General features: G+C 28.9%; 23 protein-coding genes. 21 read left to right on the forward strand and 2 right to left on the reverse strand.

The window, feature by feature from the left end:
• Positions 1–99: 99 nt before the first annotated feature.
• Positions 100–1,191, reverse strand: coding sequence for a redox-regulated ATPase YchF (ychF, locus tag BFN48_RS06750; RefSeq protein ID WP_069650140.1), 1,092 nt, complete (start codon positions 1,189–1,191; stop codon positions 100–102).
• A gap of 102 nt (positions 1,192–1,293) precedes the next feature.
• On the opposite strand from ychF, the gene BFN48_RS06755 reads away from it, so the two are divergent.
• The 7 genes from BFN48_RS06755 (at position 1,294) to BFN48_RS06785 (ending at position 6,706) form a co-directional block, all read left to right on the forward strand.
• Positions 1,294–1,494: a hypothetical protein gene (locus tag BFN48_RS06755; protein ID WP_069650141.1), complete on the forward strand. Its 201-nt coding sequence runs from the start codon at positions 1,294–1,296 to the stop codon at positions 1,492–1,494.
• A gap of 125 nt (positions 1,495–1,619) precedes the next feature.
• A complete protein-coding gene (locus BFN48_RS06760; protein WP_069650142.1) occupies positions 1,620–2,585 on the forward strand; it encodes a PstS family phosphate ABC transporter substrate-binding protein in 966 nt (321 codons plus the stop codon).
• A gap of 170 nt (positions 2,586–2,755) precedes the next feature.
• Entirely contained in the window at positions 2,756–3,676 is a 921-nt protein-coding gene (pstC, locus tag BFN48_RS06765; RefSeq protein WP_069650143.1) for a phosphate ABC transporter permease subunit PstC, read from the forward strand.
• On the forward strand, positions 3,676–4,533 hold the full coding sequence (pstA, locus tag BFN48_RS06770) for a phosphate ABC transporter permease PstA (RefSeq protein ID WP_069650144.1): 858 nt from the start codon (positions 3,676–3,678) through the stop codon (positions 4,531–4,533). Before pstC ends, pstA begins: the two co-directional genes overlap by 1 nt.
• Positions 4,534–4,549: 16 nt before the next feature.
• Positions 4,550–5,305, forward strand: a complete 756-nt coding sequence (pstB, locus tag BFN48_RS06775) for a phosphate ABC transporter ATP-binding protein PstB (protein ID WP_069650145.1) — start codon at positions 4,550–4,552, stop codon at positions 5,303–5,305.
• An 11-nt stretch (positions 5,306–5,316) separates the two neighbouring features.
• The gene (gene phoU / locus BFN48_RS06780) at positions 5,317–5,964 is read left to right on the forward strand and encodes a phosphate signaling complex protein PhoU (protein ID WP_207644708.1); all 648 of its coding nucleotides are present in this window, start codon (positions 5,317–5,319) and stop codon (positions 5,962–5,964) included.
• A gap of 223 nt (positions 5,965–6,187) precedes the next feature.
• Positions 6,188–6,706, forward strand: coding sequence for a YhcN/YlaJ family sporulation lipoprotein (locus tag BFN48_RS06785; RefSeq protein ID WP_069650147.1), 519 nt, complete (start codon positions 6,188–6,190; stop codon positions 6,704–6,706).
• A 180-nt stretch (positions 6,707–6,886) separates the two neighbouring features.
• Here BFN48_RS06785 and BFN48_RS06790 read toward each other — a convergent pair whose 3' ends face one another.
• The gene (locus BFN48_RS06790; protein ID WP_069650148.1) at positions 6,887–7,426 is read right to left on the reverse strand and encodes a hypothetical protein; all 540 of its coding nucleotides are present in this window, start codon (positions 7,424–7,426) and stop codon (positions 6,887–6,889) included.
• Positions 7,427–7,767: 341 nt separating this feature from the next.
• On the opposite strand from BFN48_RS06790, the gene BFN48_RS06795 reads away from it, so the two are divergent.
• From BFN48_RS06795 to murG, 14 genes are all read left to right on the forward strand, one after another.
• Positions 7,768–8,955, forward strand: a complete 1,188-nt coding sequence (locus BFN48_RS06795; RefSeq protein WP_069650149.1) for a CbiX/SirB N-terminal domain-containing protein — start codon at positions 7,768–7,770, stop codon at positions 8,953–8,955.
• A gap of 22 nt (positions 8,956–8,977) precedes the next feature.
• On the forward strand, positions 8,978–10,252 hold the full coding sequence (yfmF, locus tag BFN48_RS06800; protein WP_069650150.1) for an EF-P 5-aminopentanol modification-associated protein YfmF: 1,275 nt from the start codon (positions 8,978–8,980) through the stop codon (positions 10,250–10,252).
• A gap of 12 nt (positions 10,253–10,264) precedes the next feature.
• A complete protein-coding gene (gene yfmH / locus BFN48_RS06805; RefSeq protein WP_069650151.1) occupies positions 10,265–11,551 on the forward strand; it encodes an EF-P 5-aminopentanol modification-associated protein YfmH in 1,287 nt (428 codons plus the stop codon).
• A gap of 100 nt (positions 11,552–11,651) precedes the next feature.
• Positions 11,652–12,386 carry a prolipoprotein diacylglyceryl transferase gene (gene lgt, locus BFN48_RS06810; protein WP_069650152.1) on the forward strand — a complete coding sequence of 245 codons (735 nt, stop codon included), beginning with the start codon at positions 11,652–11,654 and terminating at the stop codon, positions 12,384–12,386.
• 145 nt (positions 12,387–12,531) lie between these two features.
• Positions 12,532–12,732 (forward strand): Spo0E family sporulation regulatory protein-aspartic acid phosphatase, encoded by a 201-nt coding sequence (locus BFN48_RS06815; protein WP_069650153.1) that lies wholly within the window; start codon positions 12,532–12,534, stop codon positions 12,730–12,732.
• 667 nt (positions 12,733–13,399) lie between these two features.
• Positions 13,400–13,831: a division/cell wall cluster transcriptional repressor MraZ gene (gene mraZ / locus BFN48_RS06820; RefSeq protein WP_069650154.1), complete on the forward strand. Its 432-nt coding sequence runs from the start codon at positions 13,400–13,402 to the stop codon at positions 13,829–13,831.
• Positions 13,832–13,917: 86 nt separating this feature from the next.
• Positions 13,918–14,850: a 16S rRNA (cytosine(1402)-N(4))-methyltransferase RsmH gene (rsmH, locus tag BFN48_RS06825; protein WP_069650155.1), complete on the forward strand. Its 933-nt coding sequence runs from the start codon at positions 13,918–13,920 to the stop codon at positions 14,848–14,850.
• A 30-nt stretch (positions 14,851–14,880) separates the two neighbouring features.
• Positions 14,881–15,351, forward strand: coding sequence for an FtsB/FtsL family cell division protein (locus BFN48_RS06830; RefSeq protein WP_069650156.1), 471 nt, complete (start codon positions 14,881–14,883; stop codon positions 15,349–15,351).
• A 17-nt stretch (positions 15,352–15,368) separates the two neighbouring features.
• A complete protein-coding gene (locus BFN48_RS06835; protein WP_069650157.1) occupies positions 15,369–17,543 on the forward strand; it encodes a stage V sporulation protein D in 2,175 nt (724 codons plus the stop codon).
• Between the two features lie 130 nt (positions 17,544–17,673).
• The gene (locus tag BFN48_RS06840; RefSeq protein ID WP_069650158.1) at positions 17,674–19,128 is read left to right on the forward strand and encodes a UDP-N-acetylmuramoyl-L-alanyl-D-glutamate--2,6-diaminopimelate ligase; all 1,455 of its coding nucleotides are present in this window, start codon (positions 17,674–17,676) and stop codon (positions 19,126–19,128) included.
• 46 nt (positions 19,129–19,174) lie between these two features.
• Positions 19,175–20,137 carry a phospho-N-acetylmuramoyl-pentapeptide-transferase gene (mraY, locus tag BFN48_RS06845; RefSeq protein WP_069650159.1) on the forward strand — a complete coding sequence of 321 codons (963 nt, stop codon included), beginning with the start codon at positions 19,175–19,177 and terminating at the stop codon, positions 20,135–20,137.
• A 28-nt stretch (positions 20,138–20,165) separates the two neighbouring features.
• Positions 20,166–21,548 carry a UDP-N-acetylmuramoyl-L-alanine--D-glutamate ligase gene (gene murD / locus BFN48_RS06850; protein WP_069650160.1) on the forward strand — a complete coding sequence of 461 codons (1,383 nt, stop codon included), beginning with the start codon at positions 20,166–20,168 and terminating at the stop codon, positions 21,546–21,548.
• Positions 21,526–22,629, forward strand: a complete 1,104-nt coding sequence (gene spoVE, locus BFN48_RS06855; protein WP_069650161.1) for a stage V sporulation protein E — start codon at positions 21,526–21,528, stop codon at positions 22,627–22,629. The genes murD and spoVE overlap by 23 nt, the downstream gene beginning before the upstream one ends.
• Before the next feature lie 4 nt (positions 22,630–22,633).
• The gene (murG, locus tag BFN48_RS06860) at positions 22,634–23,740 is read left to right on the forward strand and encodes an undecaprenyldiphospho-muramoylpentapeptide beta-N-acetylglucosaminyltransferase (RefSeq protein ID WP_069650162.1); all 1,107 of its coding nucleotides are present in this window, start codon (positions 22,634–22,636) and stop codon (positions 23,738–23,740) included.
• The last annotated feature ends 2 nt before the right edge of the window (positions 23,741–23,742 follow it).

Here is a 23,742-nt window from a genome sequence, read left to right on the forward strand (position 1 = left end):
AATTATATTTAATTATTCACAATTTAATAAGGTTTAATAATTTCCTATGGATCATAAAAAGGCAGAATCATGTTTTTAGATTCTGCCCATTTGCACCTATTATACATTAAATCTAAATACTACTACATCTCCATCTTGCATTACATAGTCCTTACCTTCTAATCTTATCAATCCTTTTTCTCTAGCTTGGCTATATCCACCTACGCTTATCAAATCATCATAACTTATAACTTCTGCTCTGATAAAGCCTCTTTCCATGTCAGAATGTATTTTTCCTGCTGCTTGTGGAGCTTTAGTTCCTCTTTTAATAGTCCAAGCTCTAACTTCTTTTTCTCCAGCTGTTAAGAAAGAAATTAAGCCTAAAAGTTTATAACTTGCTTTAATAAGTTTATCTAAGCCAGATTCTTTTAATCCAAGTTCTTGTAAGAATTCTTTCTTTTCTTCATCATCTAGTTCTGAAATCTCTGCTTCGATTTTTCCACATATAGTGACTACTTCAGAATTTTCCTTCTTTGCGTATTCTTTAACTTTTTTAACATATTTATTATCTTCTTCTGATGTGATATCATCTTCTGAAATATTAGCTGCATATAATACAGGTTTGTATGATAGCAAATTTAATCCTTTAACAAATTTTTCTTCTTCTTCATCGAAGTCAAGAACTCTTACGGATTTTCCTTCTTCTAGAACTTCACGAATTCTGATTAAAATATCAAGTTCTTTTTGATAGGATTTATCACCTTTTAATAATTTTTCTGTTTTAGCTATTCTCTTATTAATTAATTCAAGGTCGGAAAGAATAAGTTCTAAATTAATAATTTCAATATCACGTATAGGATCTATATTTCCTTCAACATGAGTAATATTTTCATCTTCAAAACATCTTACTACATGAACAATAGCAGCTACTTCTCTTATGTGAGATAGAAATTTGTTTCCTAAACCTTCGCCTTTGCTTGCACCTTTAACAAGTCCTGCGATGTCATAAAATTCAATTGCAGTTGGAGTTACTTTTTTAGGATTTATCATTTCTGCTAATTTTTCAAGTCTTTCGTCAGGTACAGCAACTACACCAACATTTGGTTCTATTGTGCAGAAAGGATAATTAGCTGATTCTGCTCCAGCAGCTGTAATTGCATTAAAAAGAGTACTTTTTCCCACGTTCGGTAAACCTACTATTCCTAATTTCATTAATATCTTCCTTTCAATTGATAGTAATAAAATATAACTAATTTTAACAGACTAAATTATACAATAACTTTAAGAATACATCAACTAGAAGGAGGAAAAAGTATGGATAGAGATGTACAAATAAGTTCAATTATTTCTTTTGTAGATAACAATAGAGAGTCAATGGCTAGTAGAATGGTTTGTGCTAAAGTATTAGGTCAAAAAGATGGGAGAATAAATGATGAAATTGTAAAAGAGCTTCATGCTAGACTTCCTAGAGCTAAACAAGAAGTGATCGATGATTGTTTTGAAATAATTAAGTAAGTGATGTTTATTAATTAACAATTCTTTAACATTAATTTAACTTCATATCAACATAAGCAGAAAATTATTTAGCTATAATTAAGACGTAGTAAAAAACGTAGAAAAAAACGGAAAGGAGCACTGATATGTTAAGCAGAAAAACTAAAAAAGTTTTAGCTCTAACTTTAAGTTTATTAATGGTTATTTTTACATTTGTAGGTTGCGGTAGTAAATCACAAAATCAAGGAACAAATGATCAGGCAAAAGCTAATACAGATAAATTATCTGGAAAGATAGAAATAGATGGTTCTAGTACAGTTTTCCCTATAACTGAAGCTATGGCTGAAGAATTTCAGAAGATGTATAGAGATGTTAAAATAACAATTGGAGTATCGGGAACAGGTGGAGGATTTAAAAGATTTACAAAGGGAGAAACGGATATAAGTGATGCATCAAGACCTATAAAAGATAAAGAAGCGAAATTGGCAGAAGAAAATGGTATTAAATATAAGCAAGTTAAGGTTGCATATGATGGAATTTCAGTATTAGTTAATCCGCAAAATGATTGGGTTGATAATCTAACAGTTGAAGAGTTAAAGAAAATCTGGGAACCAAACAGCACAGTGAAAACATGGAAAGATATAAGACCTGAATGGCCAGATAAGGAAATAAGACTTTATGGTCCAGGAACTGACTCGGGTACTTTTGATTATTTTACAGAAGAAATTATTGGAGAAAGTGGAAAGGTTAGAACAGATTTTACAGCTTCAGAGGATGACAATGTATTAGTCCAAGGCATAGCAGGAGATAAGTATGCACTAGGTTATTTTGGATATGCTTACTATGTTGAAAATAAGGACGTGTTAAAGGTTGTACCTATAAATGGCGTAGAACCTACTACAGAAACAATTGAAAACGGCGAATATACACCACTTTCAAGACCGTTATTCATATATGTATCACAGGATTCATTTAATAACAAAGAACAAGTTAGAGAATTTGTTAAGTTCTATTTAAAAAATGCAAGAGATATTGTTCCAGAAACAGGTTATGTTCCATTAAAACAAGAAGCTTATGACAAACAATTAGAAGAATTATTGTCAGGACAGTAAATTAGATAATACTTTTAAAAATAAGGGCATTTTATGATGCCCTCTTTTTATTTGTACAATATATATTATTTAACAAACACTTAACATTAGGTTAACAGAAAATAAACTAAAGTATTAAACACTTAAATTATAATTATTATGTGATTTAGCAAAAGACTGGGGGTTTATTTATGAGTAAAATTACTAGTAGCAATAAAAAAAGTAATCCGTTAAAAAAGATATATATGATGGAAACAGTTATATCAAAGGTTTTATTTGCTTTTGTTATGGTTTCTATTGTAACTACTATTGGTATAGTATGGGTATTGTCTTATGAGACTGTTCAGTTTTTTCGTGAAGTATCTATAATTGAATTCCTAACTGGTACAGAATGGACAGCTTTATTTAGTCCACCTAAATATGGGGTTTTACCTTTAGTAGATGGGACATTGATGATAGCTTTCTTTTCAAGCATAATTTCAATACCTATTGGTTTAGGAAGTGCTATTTATCTAAGTGAATATGCTTCAAAGAAAACTAGGAAAATACTTAAACCAGTACTAGAGATACTTGCTGGTATTCCAACAATAGTTTATGGTTATTTTGCGTTAACTTTTATAACACCAGCAATAAGGAATATTTTTCCAGAAGCTAATATTTTTAATGCTTTAAGTGCAAGTATAGCAGTTGGTATAATGATAATTCCTATGGTTTCATCATTAAGTGAAGATGCGATGAATGCAGTACCCAACTCATTACGTGAAGGTGCTTATGCATTAGGATGTACTAGGTTTGAAGTAGCAACTAAGGTAGTTATTCCTGCAGCGTTATCTAGTATAATTGCTTCATTTGTTTTGGCTATATCGAGAGCTATCGGAGAAACTATGATTGTAACACTAGCTGCTGGTTCAACTCCTAAATTAACTTTAAATCCATTAGAGAGTATACAGACAATGACAGCTTTTATAGTACAGGTAGCTTCTGGTGATATAGTTCATGGTAGTGTGATGTATAAAACAATATTTGCTGTTGGAATGTTACTTTTCATAATAACGCTATTAATGAACATAGTATCTAAAATTATCATTAAGAAATACAGGGAGGAGTATTAATGACTAATCTTCAGAAAAGAAAGTTGCAGGATAAAATTTTCCACATGCTTGTATTGTTAGCAACTTTATTTGGTTTAGTTGTTTTAGTAATTCTATTAAAAGAAATATTAAGTGATGGATTAAAATGGATAAATATAGATTTTTTTAGAAATTTCGCTTCTAGATTTCCGAAGAAATCAGGCATTAAAGCTCCATTATTTGGGAGTTTGTGGATTATTGTATTGACTGCTCTATTTGCTTTTCCAATAGGAGTAGGTTCAGCTTTATATCTAGAAGAATATCTACCAAAGAACTGGTTAACTAATTTAATTCAAGTAAATATATCGAATCTAGCAGGAGTACCTTCTATAGTTTTCGGCATACTTGGATTAGGTATTTTTGTAAACACTTTAGGTTTTGGTAGAAGTATTCTATCAGGTGCATTAACATTAGCGTTATTGATATTACCTGTAATTATAGTTTCAGCTCAAGAAGCAATAAAAAGCGTACCGAAAGAACTTAAACATGGGGCATATGCTCTAGGATGTACTAAGTGGCAGATGATTACTGGCGTATTATTGCCTTATGCTATGCCTGGGATTTTAACAGGTACTATTTTGGCAATTGCAAGAGCATTAGGTGAGACTGCACCATTACTTATGGTAGGAGCAGTAACTTTTATAGCTTATACTCCTGAAGGGATATTTGATTCATTTACTACATTACCAATGCAAATATATAGCTGGACTTCAAAGCCAAAAGCCGATTTTCATCATATAGCAGCAGCAGCTATTATAGTATTACTAGTATTGTTATTAGGTATAAATTCATTGGCTATATATTTGCGTAACAGGTACCAAAATAGGATGTCAAGGTAATTTAAGGAGGGTTATAATGAATAAAAAAATTCAAGTAAAAAATTTGAACTTCTATTATGGAAATTTTCATGCGTTAAAGAATATAAATTTAGATATAGAAGAAAATAAGGTAACAGCCTTAATAGGACCTTCAGGTTGTGGGAAATCTACCTTTTTAAGAACGATAAACAGAATGAACGATTTAATTGAAGGTACTAGACACGATGGGGAAATAATATATGAAGGAAAGGATGTATATGCTCCTGATGTGGATGTTGTAGAATTAAGAAGAAAAATAGGTATGGTTTTTCAAAAACCAAATCCTTTTCCTAAATCAATTTATGAGAATATAGTGTTCGGACCAAAAAGACACGGAATAAAGAGTAAATCAAAACTGGATGAGATAGTAGAGAAGAGTTTAAAAGGTGCAGCACTTTGGGATGAAGTAAAAGATAGATTGAATAGTTCGGCTTGGTCTTTATCAGGTGGTCAGCAACAGAGACTGTGTATTGCAAGAGCTTTAGCTATGGAACCTGATGTACTTTTGATGGATGAACCTACTTCTGCATTAGACCCTGTAGCTACTTTAAGAATAGAAGAGTTGATAGAGGATCTTAAAAAGGAGTATACTATAGTTATAGTAACACATTCTATGCAACAGGCTGGCAGAATATCAGATAATACTGCATTTTTCTTAATGGGTGAGCTTATTGAATATGGTAGTACTAAGAAGATATTTACAAAGCCTGAGGATAAAAGAACGGAAGACTATATTACAGGTAGATTTGGTTAAGGAGTGGGATTATGAGAAAACATTTTGACCTACAATTAAAAGAATTACATGACTCTCTCTTAAAAATGGGGACTATGGTAGAAGAAGCAATAGATATAGCGATTCAATCTCTAATAGAACAAGATGTTGAGAAAGCAAAAAAGGTTATAGAAATTGATGATAAAATTGATGTTTTAGAAGTGCAAATAGAAGAAAAATGTTTAGATTTAATAGCTCTTCAACAGCCTATTGCAAGAGATTTGAGAAAAATAAGTACAATTTTAAAAATTATAACGGATCTAGAAAGAATTGGTGACCACGCAGTAAATATTGCTGAAGTTGTAATAAAAATAGGCAAAGAAAAGTTTATAAAACCACTAATAGATATTCCCAAAATGGCTGATATAGTGAAGAAAATGGTAAAGAACAGTTTAAACAGTTATATTAAAGAAGATCTAAAGTTGGCTAAAGAAGTAGCTCAAATGGATGAAATCGTAGATAATATCTATAAAGATATTTATATTGAACTGTTAGAGCTTTTAACTAAAAACAAGAAAAATATGCCTCAAACAATAAATTTATTGTTAATAGGTAGATATCTTGAAAGAGTAGCAGATCATACTACTAATATTTGTGAAAGAATTATATATATGATTACTGGAGAAAGAGTATCATATTAGTATTATATAATCATCTTATAATTAAGAGCGATTATATAACGATTGCGGCAGAACGGCAGAAAATCTTACCTCTTTGAGGGTTAGGTTTTCTGCCGTTTAAAGTTTCAAAAGAATTTAATTATTTAATATTCAGACTTTATGTGCAAGTTTAGAAATCGAAGATTTTTTTCTTTTTTGTTTAAAATTTTTGTATATGTAAATCCTATATTTAGGAGGTGATAAAATGATAAGAAGAAATAAATTATTAATCATGTTATTTATATTTACTATGATTATAACAGTATTTACGTATGGTTGTAGAGGAGCTGAGAAACCCAATTTACCAAGACCTAAACAAGGAGAAAGAAATATAATAGATAACGAAATCGAAAGAAAAGATTTAGAAGATGTTAAAGAAAAATCAGATAAGTCTTTATCTACAAGAGCAGAGAAAATTGCAGATAGTATTGTAGACTTGCCAGGTGTAGATGATGCAACTGTAGTAATAACTGGCAATACTGCATTGGTAGGAGTCGATATTGAGGAAGATTTAGAAGGGAAAGTTGTTACAGATTTGAAAAAACAAATAGTAGCAAGGGTAAAGCAAATAGATAAAAATATTAAAAATGTAACTGTAACTGCTGATCCTGATTTATTTGAAAGAATAGATGATATTGCTCAGGAAATAAATAGAGGTAGAGGTATGAGTGAGTTTGCAGATGAAGTGAAAGAGATTATACGTAGAATAACACCTAGTATGTAATAATCCGGTCAATTGACCGGATTTTAAATTTTTTATAATCCATAGGAAATTATAATAAAATCTTATATTTTTTAAAAATGATGTTGATTTTATTGAAACTTTGTCTGGCATGTTTACATGCCAGAGTCGTTATAAACCTTATTGAATTGTGGATAATTTTAAACATAATTTCTGTAATTTCTATTTTATTTCATAGGCTAAAGAGTTAAATATAGTATCAATGTATTTTAGATCTATATTCTTATCAGGTTTATATTTATTATAATTATGAATGGTTTTATAAATTGTAAGGTTTGGCTTTTTCTTTTCTTTTACAATGGTTTCAAGAGAAATTGTTAAAAACTCACTATTTAATATTCTAATGGTTAAACTTTCATAAGTTTTACTGTTTTCAAGCCGAATACTATAAGAAGTATCATTGTTATTATCAAAAATTCTTTCATTACAATTTGAAAGTTTAAAATTATCAAAATAAGCAATTATTTTATCTATTTTTTTTATGTCATTATCTTTTCTTACTGAAAATTTATGATAACCAGATTTTTTTATTATTATTAATTTATCAAATTGTTTATCCTCGCAATTTTTCAATATTAAATTACTTAATACATTAGAATGTTTATTTGGAAATAAATAATTTTTACTAATAATAATTAAGGCTGTAACAATCAAAAAAATTTCTAGCCAGATTATTATTTTTTTGCTCCTAGCTGGTTCCACATAATCACCTTCTTTAAAATGTGACAATTTCATTATACAAAAAATATGCAAACCTGTAAATTATTATCGTTTTATAAGTTTGTAATTTTCACTAAATTTTATCTTAAAGAATTATTTAACCACAAAATTATTTTAATTGGCAAAACATATTTTGTTGACTTTAATTTGATCTGCCTTGCATTTAAAAGGCTTAGTTCTAAACAAGACGTAAATATACATAAATTTATAAAAAAGCCTTCTATTATTTGTAGCTAATAGCAATTAGTTATTAATTGGCTATAGGCTATTAACAGTTAAACAATGAAATTTGCAAATAAATTCTGAATAAAGTAGGTGACGTTATGTCAGGTATTAATAGTTTAAATAAATTATTATTTTACATTATTATGTTTATTTTTTTTAGTGTATTGTTTTTTGTATATGATAATACTTTAGAAAATATCTTTTTGCTTCTTTCATTTATTGGTTTTATTAATATATTAGAACAGAGGAGAATTTTTAGATCTAAAAAGAACATATTTTTACTTATTAGTATAGTTTTAATAACTTATACCTTATCTATAGCATTTTTATTTACTCAGAGATATGATATGAAAATTAACAGTTTGAAAACTTATCGACGAAATGAGGATAAAGCTGTGTTATTAGTTGTTGAAGGTGAAAGCCCTGTATATAAACCTTCAAAAGCTATAACTAATATTTTGCTAAACGAAAGTTTTTTAAGCAAAATGAGTATGCCTTATCAATTATACAACATTAAGAAAAATTATCATTTGATAGGAAAGAGTGATTATAAGAGAAATGTACAAAAATTAGTTGAAAAATTAAAAGAAGAGCTTCCAGAAGAATATTATGTAAATATTGCTTATTTGAAAGATACAGAATATATAGAAGAAAAAATTTTTGATTCAGTTGCTAAAGGGTATTATAAGATAATAATAGTACCTATAATTGTTTCAGAAGGGAGTGAATTTACTGGATTAAAAAAGAGAATTGAAAAACTTAGATTATATAATTACAATGTGCAAATTAGATGGACTGAGCCTTTCTGGAATAGTGAATATTTAGCTATATCATATATAAGCAAAATTTCAAATAATATAGATGCAAAAAAAATAAAAGATACGGGAATAGTATTAATAGGTCAGGGAGAGTCTAATAAAAGTAATTTGATTAAATCTATAAAACAACAAATAATGTTTTCTAAAAAGGTAAAAACGTATCTAGTTGAAGAATTAGGGCTTGATGAAACTAAAATAAAAATAGCATGGTTTGATAAGTTAAAACCAGATTATGTTCAAGCGGTTAAAGAAGTGCTAGAATATGGAGTCGGTGAAGTACTTTGTGTATATTTAAAACCTACAACTACGAATATAGATAACAATATTATAGCTAATAAAATAAAAAGGAAAATAGATTTTCCAGAAGGTATTAAGATTAAAGTTATAGATGGTTTTTGTAATGATGAAAATATTATTAAAGAAATAAGAAATAGGATTAGATTAGCAGATATGAAAGTTTGGAACTAATAATAGATGGGAGGTTTGCATATTGTCACTAAAAAACATAAGAAAGAAAATTGATGAAGGAGTAAATTTGAATCTAATTACTACAGATAAATTTAAATCAAATTTAATCAGTGTCTATATTGTTAGACCTTTGTTGCGTAGTGAAGTAACTAAAAATGCATTATTACCAATGGTTTTAAAAAGGGGTACAAAAAATTATAAAACTTTTACAGATATACAGAAAAAATTAGAAGATTTATTTGGCGCAAATTTAAGCATAGATGTTACAAAGAAGGGGGAAAGGCAAGTAATTAGATTTACATTAGAAGGTCCAAATGATAAATATGTTTTAGTTAATAATTTAATTGAAGAAATGATTAAAATTTTAAATGAAATAATTAATAATCCTTTATTAGAAAATGGAAGTTTCTTAAATGAATATGTAAATCAAGAAAAAGAAAATTTGAAGAAGAAGATTGAAAGTAGAATAAATGATAAGAAAACTTATTCAGTAGATAGATGTATTGAAGAAATGTGTAAAAATGAGAAGTATAGTCTTTATAAACATGGTTATGTAGAAGATTTAAAGGATATAGACAGCCAGACACTATATAAGCATTATTTAACAGTTTTGAGATCAAGTCCTATAGAGGTATGTGTTGTAGGAGATATAGATATTGATGTAGTTACTAAAACTTTTATAGAAAATTTTGAGATAAAAAGGGATAAAGTTATTAACATACAGAGAGAAAGTGTAATAAAAGAGGTTCATACTAAGAATTTGGTTCGTGAAGAGATGGATGTTAATCAAGGAAAGTTAGCATTAGGGTTTAGAACTAATATACCGTATGAAGACAAGTTATATGAGCCTTTATTAATTATGAGTAATATACTTGGTGGTGGTCCTAATTCAAAATTGTTTATAAATGTGAGAGAAAAAGAAAGTTTAGCTTATTACATTTATTCAAGAGTATTAAAGTATAAATCATTGCTTATAATATCTTCAGGAATAGAATTTGCCAATTATCAGAAGGCATTAGATATAATAAAAGAACAAGTAGAAGATATGAAATTAGGTAAATTTTCAGAGACTGAAATTAAGCAGGCAAAAAAATCTTTAATAACTTCGATAAAATCTGTGAAAGATAATAATTTTTCTCTTTCTGATTATTACTTAAGTAATATACTTGCAAATGATGATAGAAGTATTGATGAAATAATCGAAAGATTGCAAAATGTGTCTAAAGATGAAATAGTAGAAGCTGCTAAGAAATTAAGTTTAGATACAATATATTTTTTAACTAAAAGGGAAAAGTAGGGAGGAATACTTTTGAAAACGGAAGTATTTACACATGATAAATTAAATGAGAAGCTTAATTTTGCAAAATTAGATATCGGTTTAAGTGTTTTTCATATACCTAAAAAAGGTTATATAGAGAAATATGCAATGTTCTCAACTAAGTATGGTTCAAATGACAATAAATTTGTTCCTGTTGGAGAATCTGAAGTGATAGAGGTACCTGAAGGAATAGCTCATTTTCTTGAGCATAAATTATTTGAAGAACCTACAGGTAATATATTTACAAAGTTTTCAGAGTTAGGTTCATATGTAAATGCATTTACTAATTTTAATCAAACATCATATTTATTTACATGTACTGATAAATTTTATGAAAACCTTGAGATTTTAGTGGAATTTGTACAGAACCCATATTTTACAGATGAAAATGTCGAAAAAGAGAAAGGGATTATTGAGCAAGAAATTAGAATGTATGATGATTCACCTAATTGGAAGGTATTTTTTAATTGTTTAAAAGGGATGTATCACTATCATCCAGTTAAGGTTGATATTGCAGGAACAGTTGAAAGTATAAAGAAAATTAATAAGGAGTTTTTATATAAATGTTATAATACGTTTTACAGTTTAGAGAATATGTTACTTGTTATGGTAGGAGACTTTGATTTTGAAAAAGCCTTAGAAGTTGTAGAAAATACTTTAAAGAACAGTAAGTCAAAAGGAGATTTGAATATAAAAAGGTTCTATCCAGAAGAGCCTAAAAATATTAAGGAAAGTATTTTAGAAGAGAGTTTGCAAGTTTCATCTCCACTGTTTAATATTGGATTTAAAGATATAGATTTAGGGTATGACGGCGATATGCTATTAAAAAAAGAAATTGAAACTAATATATTGCTAGACTTATTGTTTGGTAGAAGCTCTGAGTTATATCAAAAATTATATGAAAATGGTTTAATAAATAATACTTTTGGAAGCCAGTATGTTGGGTATAAGGATTATGGACATTCTATAATAGGCGGAGAATCAGTTAAACCTAAAGAAGTTCTGGAAATTATACTTAAACACTTAGAAAAAATTAAAATAAACGGTTTAAACGAAAATGATTATACAAGAATTAGAAAGAAATTTTTAGGTTATCATATTATGGATTTTGATTCGATAGAATTTATTGCTAATTCTTTTACATCTTATTATTTTAAAAATACATCTTTGTTTAAGTATATGGATATACTTGCAAGTATAAGTTTAGAAGATTTGCAGAAAAGATTAGATAAACATTTTAGAGAGGATAATTTTGTAATTTCAATAGTAAATCCATGATAATTTATTGATTGACTAATTAGATTTAGAAAAATATAATAGAAATATATGTTAGCTACTAGATTTCTAGTAGCTTCAATTTTATTTGAGGAGTGATTGTATGAATCCTGTTGCTTTTGAGATTTTTGGGATATCTGTTAGATGGTATGGGATTTTAATATCTTTAGGTATGTTACTAGGTACAGTAATAGCGGTTAAAGAATGTAGAAGGATTGGTTTTGATGAAGAAAAACTTATAGATTTGCTTATTTTTGCTATCCCTTTGGCTGTGATTGGTGCAAGAATGTATTATGTGATTTTTAATTGGCAGTATTATAAAGGAGATATTTTAAAGATAATAAATATTAGGGGTGGAGGTTTAGCTATTCATGGAGCTATAATTGTATCTGTTATAGTTGCTTTAGTCTATTGTAAAGTTAGAAAGATAAGTTTTTGGGAAATAGCGGATATAGTTGCTCCAAGTATTATTCTAGGTCAAGCTATTGGAAGATGGGGAAATTTTATTAACCAAGAAGCTTATGGAACTCCTACTGATTTGCCATGGGGAATCATTGTTAATGGACAAAAAGTTCATCCTACTTTTTTATATGAATCAATATGGGATTTTTCAGTATTTTTGTTTTTACTATGGTATAGAAAAAATAAAGCAAAAGTAAAAGGAGAAGTATTTTTGTTATATTTAATTTTATATTCATTTGCTAGGTTCTTTATAGAAGGATTACGAATTGATAGCTTAATGTTAGGACCTTTCAGAGTAGCACAATTGATAAGTATTGTAATTATAGCAAGTTCAATCATTTTATTTTATAAAAGAAGAAAAGGAATTTCAGTGTAAAATGTAAAAAAATTGGAAATTATTCTAAAAAATATAGAAAATAAGCGCAAAAAGATGATAGAAGTAGATAATTGATGTCTAATTTAAAATTTCTTTGTAATTTTGGATAAATTTGCATTGACATTTGGACGAAGGATGTAATAAAATGACATTACCTAATATTTTTCTTATGGTAGGAGTTGATATTATGACTTTAAAAGAGCAGATTGCTTATCTAAGGGACAAGCTTAATAAATCAATAAATGAAGACCAAAATTATGAAATTATATATGAATTAAGTGTCAAATTAGATAAACTGATAGCTCTTTTCTATTTAAATAAAGAAGAAAGTTTGAAAAATAATTAGTTTATTAGCGCTCCTACCACTTTAAACCACGTTTATTTAATTAGATAGTTAAACTATAATCAATAAAAAGTAGATAGTTTAAGGATAATAATGCGGCTTTTAGCCGCTTTTTTATTGTTTTAAAAATAACAAAATAAGCCTATTTAAATAGATCAGACTGTTGACAAACTTATCCTTTTAAATATTTATGAAAAGAACAAAATCTTCGATTTGAATAAATCAAGGAAAATTTTGTTGAAATCCATTACGAAAATTATATTTTAAATTACCCAGACTCTAATAAGGTTTATAATTTCCTTATGGATTATAAAAGCGAATGCTTGAAAGAATTTAGTTAAAAAACTAGGTGAAAATTTTGAAGAAAATCCGTATGCTTAACAGGATGTTAAGTCAGTATCCTACAAGACAGGATGTCTTGATTAGGTGCGTTAGGATTTTCTAAAAATTTGAGCTTTTAGTTTTTTCTAAATTCTTTCGCATGAGCGTTATTTTCATATATATTTTACTTTGTTAACAAGATTGCTATTTTAAATAGGTCCTATGTACTAGCATATTTTCAAAAAAATTTCAATTTGATAGCAGGAATTCAAAAAATATTATAGAAGATATAAATGTGGTTTAAAGTGGTAGGAAGTGGGGGCTTGTTCCTAATAATGGGGTGTAATGTATGTTTATTGGAGAATATCAACATTCAATTGACAAAAAAGGCAGATTAATAATACCAGCTAAGTTCAGAGAGGACTTAGGAGATTCCTTTATTTTAACTAAAGGATTAGATAACTGTCTTTTTGTGTACCCAAAAAGTGAGTGGAAGGTGTTAGAAGAAAAACTAAAATCACTACCACTAACTAGAAAGGATGCAAGAGCTTTTGTAAGGTTTTTCTTTGCAGGAGCAACAGAGTGTGAATTAGACAAACAAGGTAGAATTTTAATACCTAGCAATTTAAGGCAACATTGTAAGCTTGTAAAAGACGCTGTAATAATAGGCGTTTCAAATAGAGTTGAAATTTGGAGTAAAGAAGAGTGGATTTTATATAACGAAGATGAAGATTTAAGCTATGAAAATATTGCTGAAAAAATGGCTGAATTAGGTATTTAGTAAATATTAATTTTTTCAAAACTAATACTAATTCTTAGAAGATTTTCTATCTACAAAAGAAAAAGAATAGTAAAGAGGTGACTAAATTGGACTTTAAACATGTCTCAGTTTTATTAAATGAGGTTATAGAGGGACTTAATATTTGTGAAAATGGAATTTATGTTGATGGTACTATAGGAGGAGCTGGACATTCAAAGGAAATAGTAAAGAGACTAAAAAATGGACGTTTAATTGGAATTGATCAAGATATAAATGCTATACGTAAAGCAGAAGAAGAATTAAAACAATATATTGATAAAGTTACTTTAGTACATGATAATTTTAGTAATATTAGCAATATACTTAGTAGATTGAATATTAATGCAATAGATGGTATACTGCTAGATTTAGGTGTATCTTCGCATCAATTAGATGTAGCAGAAAGAGGATTTTCATATAAAAAAGATGCTTTCTTAGATATGAGAATGGACAGAACTAAAGATTTTAATGCATGGGATGTTGTAAATAAATATTCTGAAGATAAACTTTCAAAAATAATAAGAGAATATGGTGAAGAAAGATGGGCTAGTAGAATAGCAAAATTTATAGTTGAATATAGAAAAAATAATTCTATAGATACTACTGGACAGTTAGTAGAAATTATTAAGAAAGCCATTCCAAAAGGAGCAAGAAAAGATGGTCCTCATCCGGCTAAGAGGACTTTTCAAGCAATAAGAATTGAAGTAAATAATGAACTAGGTATTTTGAAACAGACCATTAAAGATATAGTTAAGGTTTTAAATAAAGGTGGAAGAATTTGTATAATAACATTTCATTCATTAGAAGATAGAATTGTTAAAGAAACTTTTAAGGAACTAAGCTTAGATTGTATTTGTCCACCAGAATTACCTGTATGCATGTGTGATAAAAAGAGAGAGTTAAAGATAATAACAAAGAAACCTATTTTGCCTTCTAGTGAAGAGCTTTCAGGAAACCCTAGAGCTAGGAGCGCTAAACTAAGAATAGCAGAGAAAGTTTAGTGTTCTAAACTGAAAAAGGGGTGAATAAATTTGTTAGTAGCAAAAAAAGAAAATAGCTTTGTAAAAAATGAAAATAGAATAAAAATAATTAACGAGAGAGAAAAAAGAAAATCGAAAAAATTAGTTTTAATGAAAATCAAAATGATTATGTTTTCTTTTTTGATTTTGGCTGTAGCTCTAGTTGTTTTATTAAGATATGCTCATATTACTAAAATGAGATACGATATAACTATGCTTGATAAAGAAATAGAAAAGTTAAGCAATCAAAAACAATACTTACTTATAGAGTTAGAAAAAATAAAAGAATCTAAATGGATAGAAAAAGAAGCAGAGCAAAGACTAGGATTAAAATATCCTACAAGTGACCAAACAGTATATGTAACTGTTGATGATTTATTTGATAATGAAATTGATGTAGCTGAAGATAAAGGGAATAATAACTATATATTCCTTAATGCCTTTAGAAATGTTGTTAATAAAATGTTTGGATATTTTCAGTAATATAAGGGGGAAAAATTGTGTCATCACCCACTATTTCTACAAAAAAAAGACTTATTGCAATGTTGTTATTAGTATCTATTGCTTCATTATCACTAACGATAAGACTAGGGTACTTGCAGATAGTTAAGGGTGAAGAACTGAAGAAGTTAGCTCTAGAACAATGGACTAGAGATATACCAGTTAAAGCCAAAAGAGGAGTAATATTTGATAGAAAAGGGAAAAAGCTAGCGATAAGTGTTAGTGCTGATACAGTATGGTGTAGACCAGCAGATATAAAAAATCCTAAAGAAACTGCAGAAATATTAGCAGAAGTACTCAATTTAGATGAAGATAATGTTTATAAAAAGATTACTAGTAGACAAAGTGTTGTTAAGATAAAGATGTGGATATCTAAAGATGAAGCAGATATTTTGAGAAGTAAAAAGCTAAGTGGAATAGAGATTGTAGATGATAACAAAAGATATTATCCGTATGGTAATTTTGCAGCATATATTCTTGGTTTTACTGATATTGACAATGTTGGTTTGTATGGTATTGAAAAGACATATAATAAATACTTAACAGGAACACCAGGAAGATGGATAAAAACAGCAGATGCTGTGGGAAGACAATTACCATATGCAAATGAAAAGTTATATGAACCTAAAGATGGTTTAAGTGTTGTTCTTACAATAGATGAGACTATTCAACATTTTGCTGAAAAAGCTGCTTTAGAAGCTTTAGTAAAAAATAAGGCCAAAAGAGTATCAATAATAATTATGGAACCTAAAACAGGTGATATATTAGCTATGGCTTCTAAACCAGACTATGACCCGAATAATCCTAGAGAACCTCTAGATGAAGATACAAAAAAACAGTGGGAAGGATTATCTCAAAAAGAGTTGATAAAAAAATGGTATGATATGTGGCGAAACTTTCCTATAAATGATGTTTATGAACCAGGTTCTACGTTTAAGATAATAACTGCTGCTGCAGGGTTAGAGGAAAATGTTGTTACACCTGAGAGCCAATTCTACTGTGATGGTTTTATAACTAGTGTTAAAGGAGCTAGATTAAAGTGTTGGCGATGGTATAACCCGCACGGTAGTGAAACTTTTGTGGAAGGAGTTCAAAATTCATGTAATGAGGTTTTTGTAGCTGTTGGTCAAAGGCTTGGTAAAGAAAGAATGTATAAATATATAAAAGCTTTTGGGTTTGGAGAAAAGACTGGTATAGAGTTAACTGGAGAACAATCTGGAATTATTCCGAGAGGTCCTGAATATATGAAAGAAGTTAACTTGGCTACTATTTCGTATGGACAGGGAATTGCTGTTACGCCGATTCAGTTAATCACTGCTATATCTGCAGTTGCAAATGGTGGAAATTTGATGAAACCTAGAATTGTTAAAGAATTAGTTGATAGTAAAGGTAATGTAGTTCATGAATTCAAACCAGTAGTAAAGAGAAAAGTGATATCAAAAGATACTTCTAAAACTTTACTAAGTATATTAGAAACTGTTGTTTCATCAGGTACTGGTAAAAAAGCTTATGTCCCTGGTTATAGAATAGGAGGAAAGACAGGTACAGCTCAAAAAGTAATAAATGGTAGATACGCTGAGGGCAAATACATAGCATCTTTTGTCGCTATTGCACCTGTAAATGATCCTAAGATTACAGTATTAGTTGTTATTGATGAACCTAGTAATGGTGAATATTATGGTGGTAGAATTGCTGCACCAGTAGCTGGTCAAGTAGTTAAGGATATTTTAAATTACTTAGATGTAGAACCACAATTTACAGAGGACGAGCAGAAAGATAATAACAAAAAAATAGTGACAGTACCTGAAGTAAGAAATTTAACTATAAAAGAAGCTGCAAATAAACTAAAGAAGTTTGGTCTTGACTATAATACAGAAACTTTAGATATTCAGAAAAATGCATTAGTAATAGACCAATTCCCATTACCAGGTACAAAGGTAAAGAAAGGTTCAATGATAGATTTGTATGTATATTCTAGAAGAAAAGAGGATAGTAAAATTGTTGTACCAAATCTTAAAGGTAAAACAATGGAGGAAGTTACAGAGCTTCTTAACAATCTAAATTTAAGATTTAAGTTTAAGGGAAATGGTGTTGCAAAAAGTCAGTATCCCGCAGCAGGTACTATGGTAGAGTTTAATTCTTTGGTAGAAGTTGAGTTTGATAAAGTAAATTAATAGATAGTAAAAGGCAACTTCAAACAATGCTGGCTTTGTTTGAAAGTTGCCTTTTAAGTAGACTAACAATATTTAAATATGATATTATCAATAAGTAACAAGGTGACAATATAGTAGTGAGGTGCAGAAAATGAAATTGACAGATTTAATTAAGGGATTAGAAATTGAAAAGTATAGTGGAGATTTAGATATAGAAATTTCTAAGATAGTATATGATTCAAGAAAGGCTGTAAATGATTGTGTATTTGTAGCTATAGAAGGTTATAAAACAGATGGTCATAATTATGTAAGTCAAGCAATTAGTAATGGTGCAAAAGCAGTAATATTACAAAAAGATATAAATATCTCTGAGAATGTTGTTAAAATATTAGTTAAAGATACAAGATGTTCTTTGGCTAGGATTTCATCGAATTTTTATAAAAATCCCTCAAAAAAATTAGAGTTGATAGGAATTACTGGTACTAATGGTAAAACAACAACAACTTATTTAATAAAATCTATTATGGAAAAAGCAGGTAAAAACGTAGGGGTAATAGGGACGATAGGAAATGTGATAAATGGCAAAGTTGTTAAGGCAAAGAATACTACGCCTGAATCTTTAGATTTACAAGAATTTTTCAGCTTAATGGTGGAAGAAAATATAGAGAGTTGTGTAATGGAGGTTTCATCACATTCTCTTGAATTAAAAAGAGTTGAGTACTGTGACTTTAATGTAGGTATTTTTACTAATCTAACGCCTGAACACTTAGATTTTCATAAGGATTTACAAAGCTATATGGCAGCAAAGGTTAAATTGTTTTATAAAACTAGGGATTATAATATTATAAATATAGATGATGAATACGGGAGAAAAATTAAAGATATTATACAAAAACTTGAAACACCAATTTTAACATATGGAATAGAAAGTAAGGCTGATATAACAGCTCATAATATAGAGTTTTATGCAAGTGGTGTTAAGTTTAATTTAATAACACCTAGTGGAAGTATTGATATAAGGTTAAATATTCCTGGCAAATTTAGCGTTTATAACGCTTTGGCAGCTGCATCTTGTGGTATTGCATATAACATAAAGTTAGAAGATATTAAAAAAGGACTCGAAGCAGTAAAAGGTGTAGACGGAAGATTTGAAGTGGTACCAACTAATACAGATTTTTCAGTTATAATAGATTATGCACATACTCCTGATGGTTTTAAAAAGGTATTAAGCACAATTGATCAGTTTGCAAAAGGAAGAAAAATAATTGTATTTGGTTGTGGTGGAGATAGAGATAAAGTGAAAAGACCTAAAATGGGAGAAATAGCTTCTCATTATTGTGATATCTGTATTATTACGAATGATAATCCAAGAACTGAAAATCCAATAGAGATAATTAATGATATTTTGAAAGGTATTAAAAATGAAGAGTGTGAATATGTAGTTATTGAGGATAGGAGAGAAGCGATACGTTATGCTTTAGAAATAGCAAGGAAAGATGATGTTATTTTATTAGCTGGCAAAGGACATGAAACATATCAGATTATTGGCAATGAAGTGTTGCCATTTGACGAGAAGAAAATTGTATTAGAATTACTTGGTGAATAAGAATAAAATAATGGATTGAACATATGCTGAAGAGAGGAGTAGACAAATGATGGATTATAAAGTAATAATTAAGGTTATTATTATTTCATTTGTAATTACTTTGATTTTAGGTCCGATATTAATACCTATTTTAAAAAGATTAAAGGTTGGACAAAATGTTAGAGGTGAAGGACCAAAAACACATCTTAAAAAACAAGGTACACCTACAATGGGTGGAATTATAATGTTAATTGCTTTGATTATTACTACTCTGTCATCAGGATTAGTAAATAGAGATATGATTATACTTTTAGTGGCTACTTTAGGTTTTGGTTTAATTGGTTTTATAGATGATTTTATAAAGGTAGTATTAAAAAGATCACTTGGATTAAGAGCTTATCAAAAGCTAATAGGTCAGATACTATTTGCAGTAATTTTAGCTATTTATCAGTCAAATACTTCGATTTTAGGGACTAAAGTTTTAATACCTTTTTTAGATAAAACTTTAGACTTGGGGATGTTTTATGTACCGTTTATTGCTTTTGTAGTTGTAGGTACTGTAAATAGTGTTAATTTAACAGATGGTTTAGATGGATTAGCTACTGGAGTAACATTAATAGTTTTAGCATTCTTTGGTATTGCTTCGGTGACTTTAGGTTTTAATAGCGTAGCTATATTTTCTGCTGCTTTGGCAGGAGCATGTTTAGGTTTTTTAAGATATAATGCACATCCAGCAAAGGTTTTTATGGGTGATACAGGTTCTTTAGCATTAGGAGGAGCTGTTTCTACTATCGCAGTACTTATGAATTTACCACTTATATTACCTATAGTAGGTGGTATTTATTTCGTTGAAGCGTTATCAGTTATCATACAAGTAGCTTCATTTAAACTAACAGGTAAAAGAGTATTTAAGATGAGTCCTTTACATCATCATTTTGAATTAAAGGGATGGAAAGAGACAAAAGTAGTAGTTGTGTTTTGGATTACAACAGTAATTTTGTGTTTAATAGGAATTGCTGGTATAATATAAAATTATTTAGTTAAAGTAGGTGATGCAATTGGAACTTAAACATAAAAATATTTTAATTTTAGGATTAGGTATTAGTGGCATTTCAACAGCAAAAGCATTAAATAAGCTAAATGCTAATATTATAATTAGTGATAAGAAGAAAGAGGATGAATTAAAGCAATATATCGATGAATTAAGAGATATCAAAGTTAAATATATTTTAGGCACTAATGATGTTGATTTGGATAATATTGATTTAATAATAAAAAGTCCTGGAATACCTTTGAATTTACCTACAATTAATAAAGCTGTTGAAAAAGGTATTGAAGTTATTACAGATATTGAGTTAGCATATAGAATTTCATCTAATCAATTTATTGCTATTACGGGTACTAATGGTAAAACAACTACCACGACCTTAATAGGAGAAGTTTTTAAGAATGCTAACGAGGTATGTCATGTAACAGGGAATGTTGGAGTAGGAATATTATGGGAATTAGTAAACTCTGAGGAAAATGATATTTTTGTAGTGGAAGTTAGTAGTTTCCAATTAGAGAGTACAAAATATTTTAAACCTAAAGCTAGTGTGATTATTAATATAACTCCTGACCATTTGAAATGGCATGGCTCATTTGAGAATTATATAAATGCAAAAAAGAAAATTTTTGCAAATCAGGATAAAGATGATTATACTATTCTAAACTATGACGATAAACTTTTAAGAGAAATATCAAATGAGGTTTGCTCAAATATTATATTTTTTAGCCAATGGCATGAACTAGAAAAAGGTGTATATGTAAAAGATAATAAGATAGTAGTAAATGATGGAAAGAAAACAATGCCTGTTATTTCATGTGATGAAATAAAGATACCTGGCAAGCATAATCTGGAGAATGCACTTGCTGCGGTTAGTGTAGGCTGGGTAATGGGAATAGAGTTAGAAGTAATTGCCGATACTTTAAGAAAATTTGAAGGGGTAGAGCACAGGCTTGAGTTTGTTGACGAAATTAATGGTGTTAGTTTTTATAATGATTCAAAAGCTACCAATCCAGATGCTGCAATAAAGGCTATTGAAGCTATAGAAAGTCCAATAATTCTTATAGCTGGTGGTTTAGATAAAGGGAATGAATTTGATGAATTTATAAATAGTTTTAATAATAAGGTGAAAGAGTTAATAGTACTTGGAGAGACAGCTATAAAAATAAAAGATGCTGCAATAAAATTGGGCTTTAGGAATATACATATAGTAGAAAATATGGAGAAGGCAGTCGAGAAAAGTTATGAATTAGCTAAAAGTGGTGATAATGTACTGCTTTCACCTGCTTGTGCTAGCTGGGATATGTATAAGAATTTTGAAGAAAGGGGTAATGATTTTAAGAGAGCAGTCAATAATTTGAGGGGGCTTAATAATGATAAAAAAGAGAGCCTGTGATTTTACTTTGATGATTGTAACTATCCTTTTAGTTTTTATTGGTATAATCATGGTTTTTAGTTCTAGTTATCCAGAAGCATATTATAAAATGAAAGACGGATACTTCTTTTTGAAAAAGCAGATGTTTTTTAGTGTACTTGGACTATTTGCTATGATATTTTTTATGAATTTTGATTATTGGAGATTACAGAAATTATCTAAATTAATCTTCTTGATAAGTATAATTTTAGGGCTATTGATTTTTACTCCACTGGGCACTGAATTTCATGGTGCAAGAAGATGGATAAATTTAGGATTTACAACTTTTCAGCCTTCAGAAGCTATAAAATTAGGTTCAATAATATATTTAGCTTCATATTTGGCTAGAAAAAAAGATAAGATAAAATCTTTCTTCAAAGGAGTAATGCCATCTCTTATTATTATAGGAATTGCTTGTGGATTGATAATTATTCAAAAAGATTTAAGTACTAGTGCTACTTTAGGATTAACACTTATGATTATGTTGTTTATTGCAGGAATGAGATTTTTACATTTAACATTTTTTGTGTTACTTGGACTAGGGGGAGTAGTAGGAGCTATTTTAAAGGAGGAGTTTAGAAGAAAAAGGATTTTAGCATTTCTAGATCCTTTTAAATATAAAGATACAGTTGGTTGGCAATTAGTTCAATCATTGTATGCTTTAGGTTCGGGAGGAATATTTGGTTTAGGTTTAGGAAAAAGTAGACAAAAATTCTTTTACATACCTGAACCATATAATGATTTTATATTTGCAATAATTGGTGAGGAACTTGGTTTTGTTGGATGTGTAACTGTGATAATATTATTTTTAATTTTAATATGGAGAGGAATTAGAATAGCTGTAAATGCAAGAGATTTATTTGGTTGTTTATTAGCTTCAGGCATAGTAGCTCTAATAACTGTTCAGTCGATGATACATATAGCAGTTGTTACTTCTTCTATACCTCCTACTGGGATACCTTTACCATTTGTTAGTTTTGGTGGTACATCGCTTTTAGTATTTATGTCAGCAATTGGTATACTACTTAATATTTCAAGATATACAGATTTAGATAGGAGTTGAAAATATGAAATTTTTGATTACTGGTGGAGGAACTGGAGGACATATCTATCCTGCTTTAGCAATTGCTAATAAAATAAAGAAAGAGATTCAAAATGCTACCATTTTATATGTTGGAACTGAGAAAGGCTTAGAAGCAGAACTAGTGCCTAGAGAAGGATTTGATTTCAAGGCGATACGTGTAAAAGGCTTTAAAAGAAAATTATCTTTAGATACTTTAGATTCAATAAAGACTTTACTAAAGGGACTTAATGATGCGAGAAAAATAATAAATGAGTTTCAACCTGATGTAGTTATAGGAACTGGTGGATATGTTTGTGGTCCTATAGTATTTATTTCAGCTTTAAAAAAAATACCGACGTTAATTCACGAACAAAATGCATATCCAGGAGTAACTAATAGGATTCTTTCTAGATTTGTTGATAAAGTTGCTGGAAGCTTTGAAGAATCTGTAAAATATTTCCATAACCCAAACAAAGTAACTATAACTGGAAATCCAGTTAGAGATGACTTTTTGAAAATTAATAAGAATAAAGTTAAGTCAACTGAAAAGATTAGTCCTCTTATTCTTTCTTTTGGAGGAAGTGGTGGACAGAAAAAATTAAATGAAGCAATGCTTGAAGTTATCCAGAAGAATATAGGGGGAAGAATGCAAATCATTCATGTAACAGGAAAGAGATTTTATGAAGACTTTATTAAGAGTTTAAATAAAAAAGTAGGTTCTATTGAAAGTTTGGAAGAAAATATTAAAGTAGTGCCATATTTATATGATATGCCTAATGTTTTAGCTTCTTCAGACCTTGTTATAACTAGTGCTGGTGCAATAACTATTGCAGAAATTACTGCTATAGGGGTTCCAAGTATATTAATACCAAAGAGTTATACAGCAGAGAATCATCAAGAATTCAATGCGAGAGCTTTAGAAAAACAAGGTGCGAGTGTTATGATTTTAGAAAAAGACCTTAATGGAGAAATATTAAATGAAAAGATAAATGAATTACTAAATGATAAAAACAAATTAGAATCTATGGCTCAGCAAAGTAGGAAATTAGCTAAGATAGATGCTACTGATAGAATTTTTAAAATGATTATAGATTTAATTAAGAAAAAATAGTA

The organism is Caloranaerobacter ferrireducens (genome assembly GCF_001730685.1).
Taxonomy (GTDB): domain Bacteria; phylum Bacillota; class Clostridia; order Tissierellales; family Thermohalobacteraceae; genus Caloranaerobacter; species Caloranaerobacter ferrireducens.

What these genes read in the sequence shown, in the direction of transcription:
- ychF (WP_069650140.1), bottom strand. Translation starts at nt 1,191, where the DNA reads ATGAAATTAGGAATAGTAGGTTTACCGAACGTGGGAAAAAGTACTCTT.
- BFN48_RS06755 (WP_069650141.1), top strand. Translation starts at nt 1,294, where the DNA reads ATGGATAGAGATGTACAAATAAGTTCAATTATTTCTTTTGTAGATAAC.
- BFN48_RS06760 (WP_069650142.1), top strand. Translation starts at nt 1,620, where the DNA reads ATGTTAAGCAGAAAAACTAAAAAAGTTTTAGCTCTAACTTTAAGTTTA.
- pstC (WP_069650143.1), top strand. Translation starts at nt 2,756, where the DNA reads ATGAGTAAAATTACTAGTAGCAATAAAAAAAGTAATCCGTTAAAAAAG.
- pstA (WP_069650144.1), top strand. Translation starts at nt 3,676, where the DNA reads ATGACTAATCTTCAGAAAAGAAAGTTGCAGGATAAAATTTTCCACATG.
- pstB (WP_069650145.1), top strand. Translation starts at nt 4,550, where the DNA reads ATGAATAAAAAAATTCAAGTAAAAAATTTGAACTTCTATTATGGAAAT.
- phoU (WP_207644708.1), top strand. Translation starts at nt 5,317, where the DNA reads ATGAGAAAACATTTTGACCTACAATTAAAAGAATTACATGACTCTCTC.
- BFN48_RS06785 (WP_069650147.1), top strand. Translation starts at nt 6,188, where the DNA reads ATGATAAGAAGAAATAAATTATTAATCATGTTATTTATATTTACTATG.
- BFN48_RS06795 (WP_069650149.1), top strand. Translation starts at nt 7,768, where the DNA reads ATGTCAGGTATTAATAGTTTAAATAAATTATTATTTTACATTATTATG.
- lgt (WP_069650152.1), top strand. Translation starts at nt 11,652, where the DNA reads ATGAATCCTGTTGCTTTTGAGATTTTTGGGATATCTGTTAGATGGTAT.
- BFN48_RS06815 (WP_069650153.1), top strand. Translation starts at nt 12,532, where the DNA reads ATGACATTACCTAATATTTTTCTTATGGTAGGAGTTGATATTATGACT.
- mraZ (WP_069650154.1), top strand. Translation starts at nt 13,400, where the DNA reads ATGTTTATTGGAGAATATCAACATTCAATTGACAAAAAAGGCAGATTA.
- BFN48_RS06840 (WP_069650158.1), top strand. Translation starts at nt 17,674, where the DNA reads ATGAAATTGACAGATTTAATTAAGGGATTAGAAATTGAAAAGTATAGT.
- mraY (WP_069650159.1), top strand. Translation starts at nt 19,175, where the DNA reads ATGATGGATTATAAAGTAATAATTAAGGTTATTATTATTTCATTTGTA.
- spoVE (WP_069650161.1), top strand. Translation starts at nt 21,526, where the DNA reads ATGATAAAAAAGAGAGCCTGTGATTTTACTTTGATGATTGTAACTATC.
- murG (WP_069650162.1), top strand. Translation starts at nt 22,634, where the DNA reads ATGAAATTTTTGATTACTGGTGGAGGAACTGGAGGACATATCTATCCT.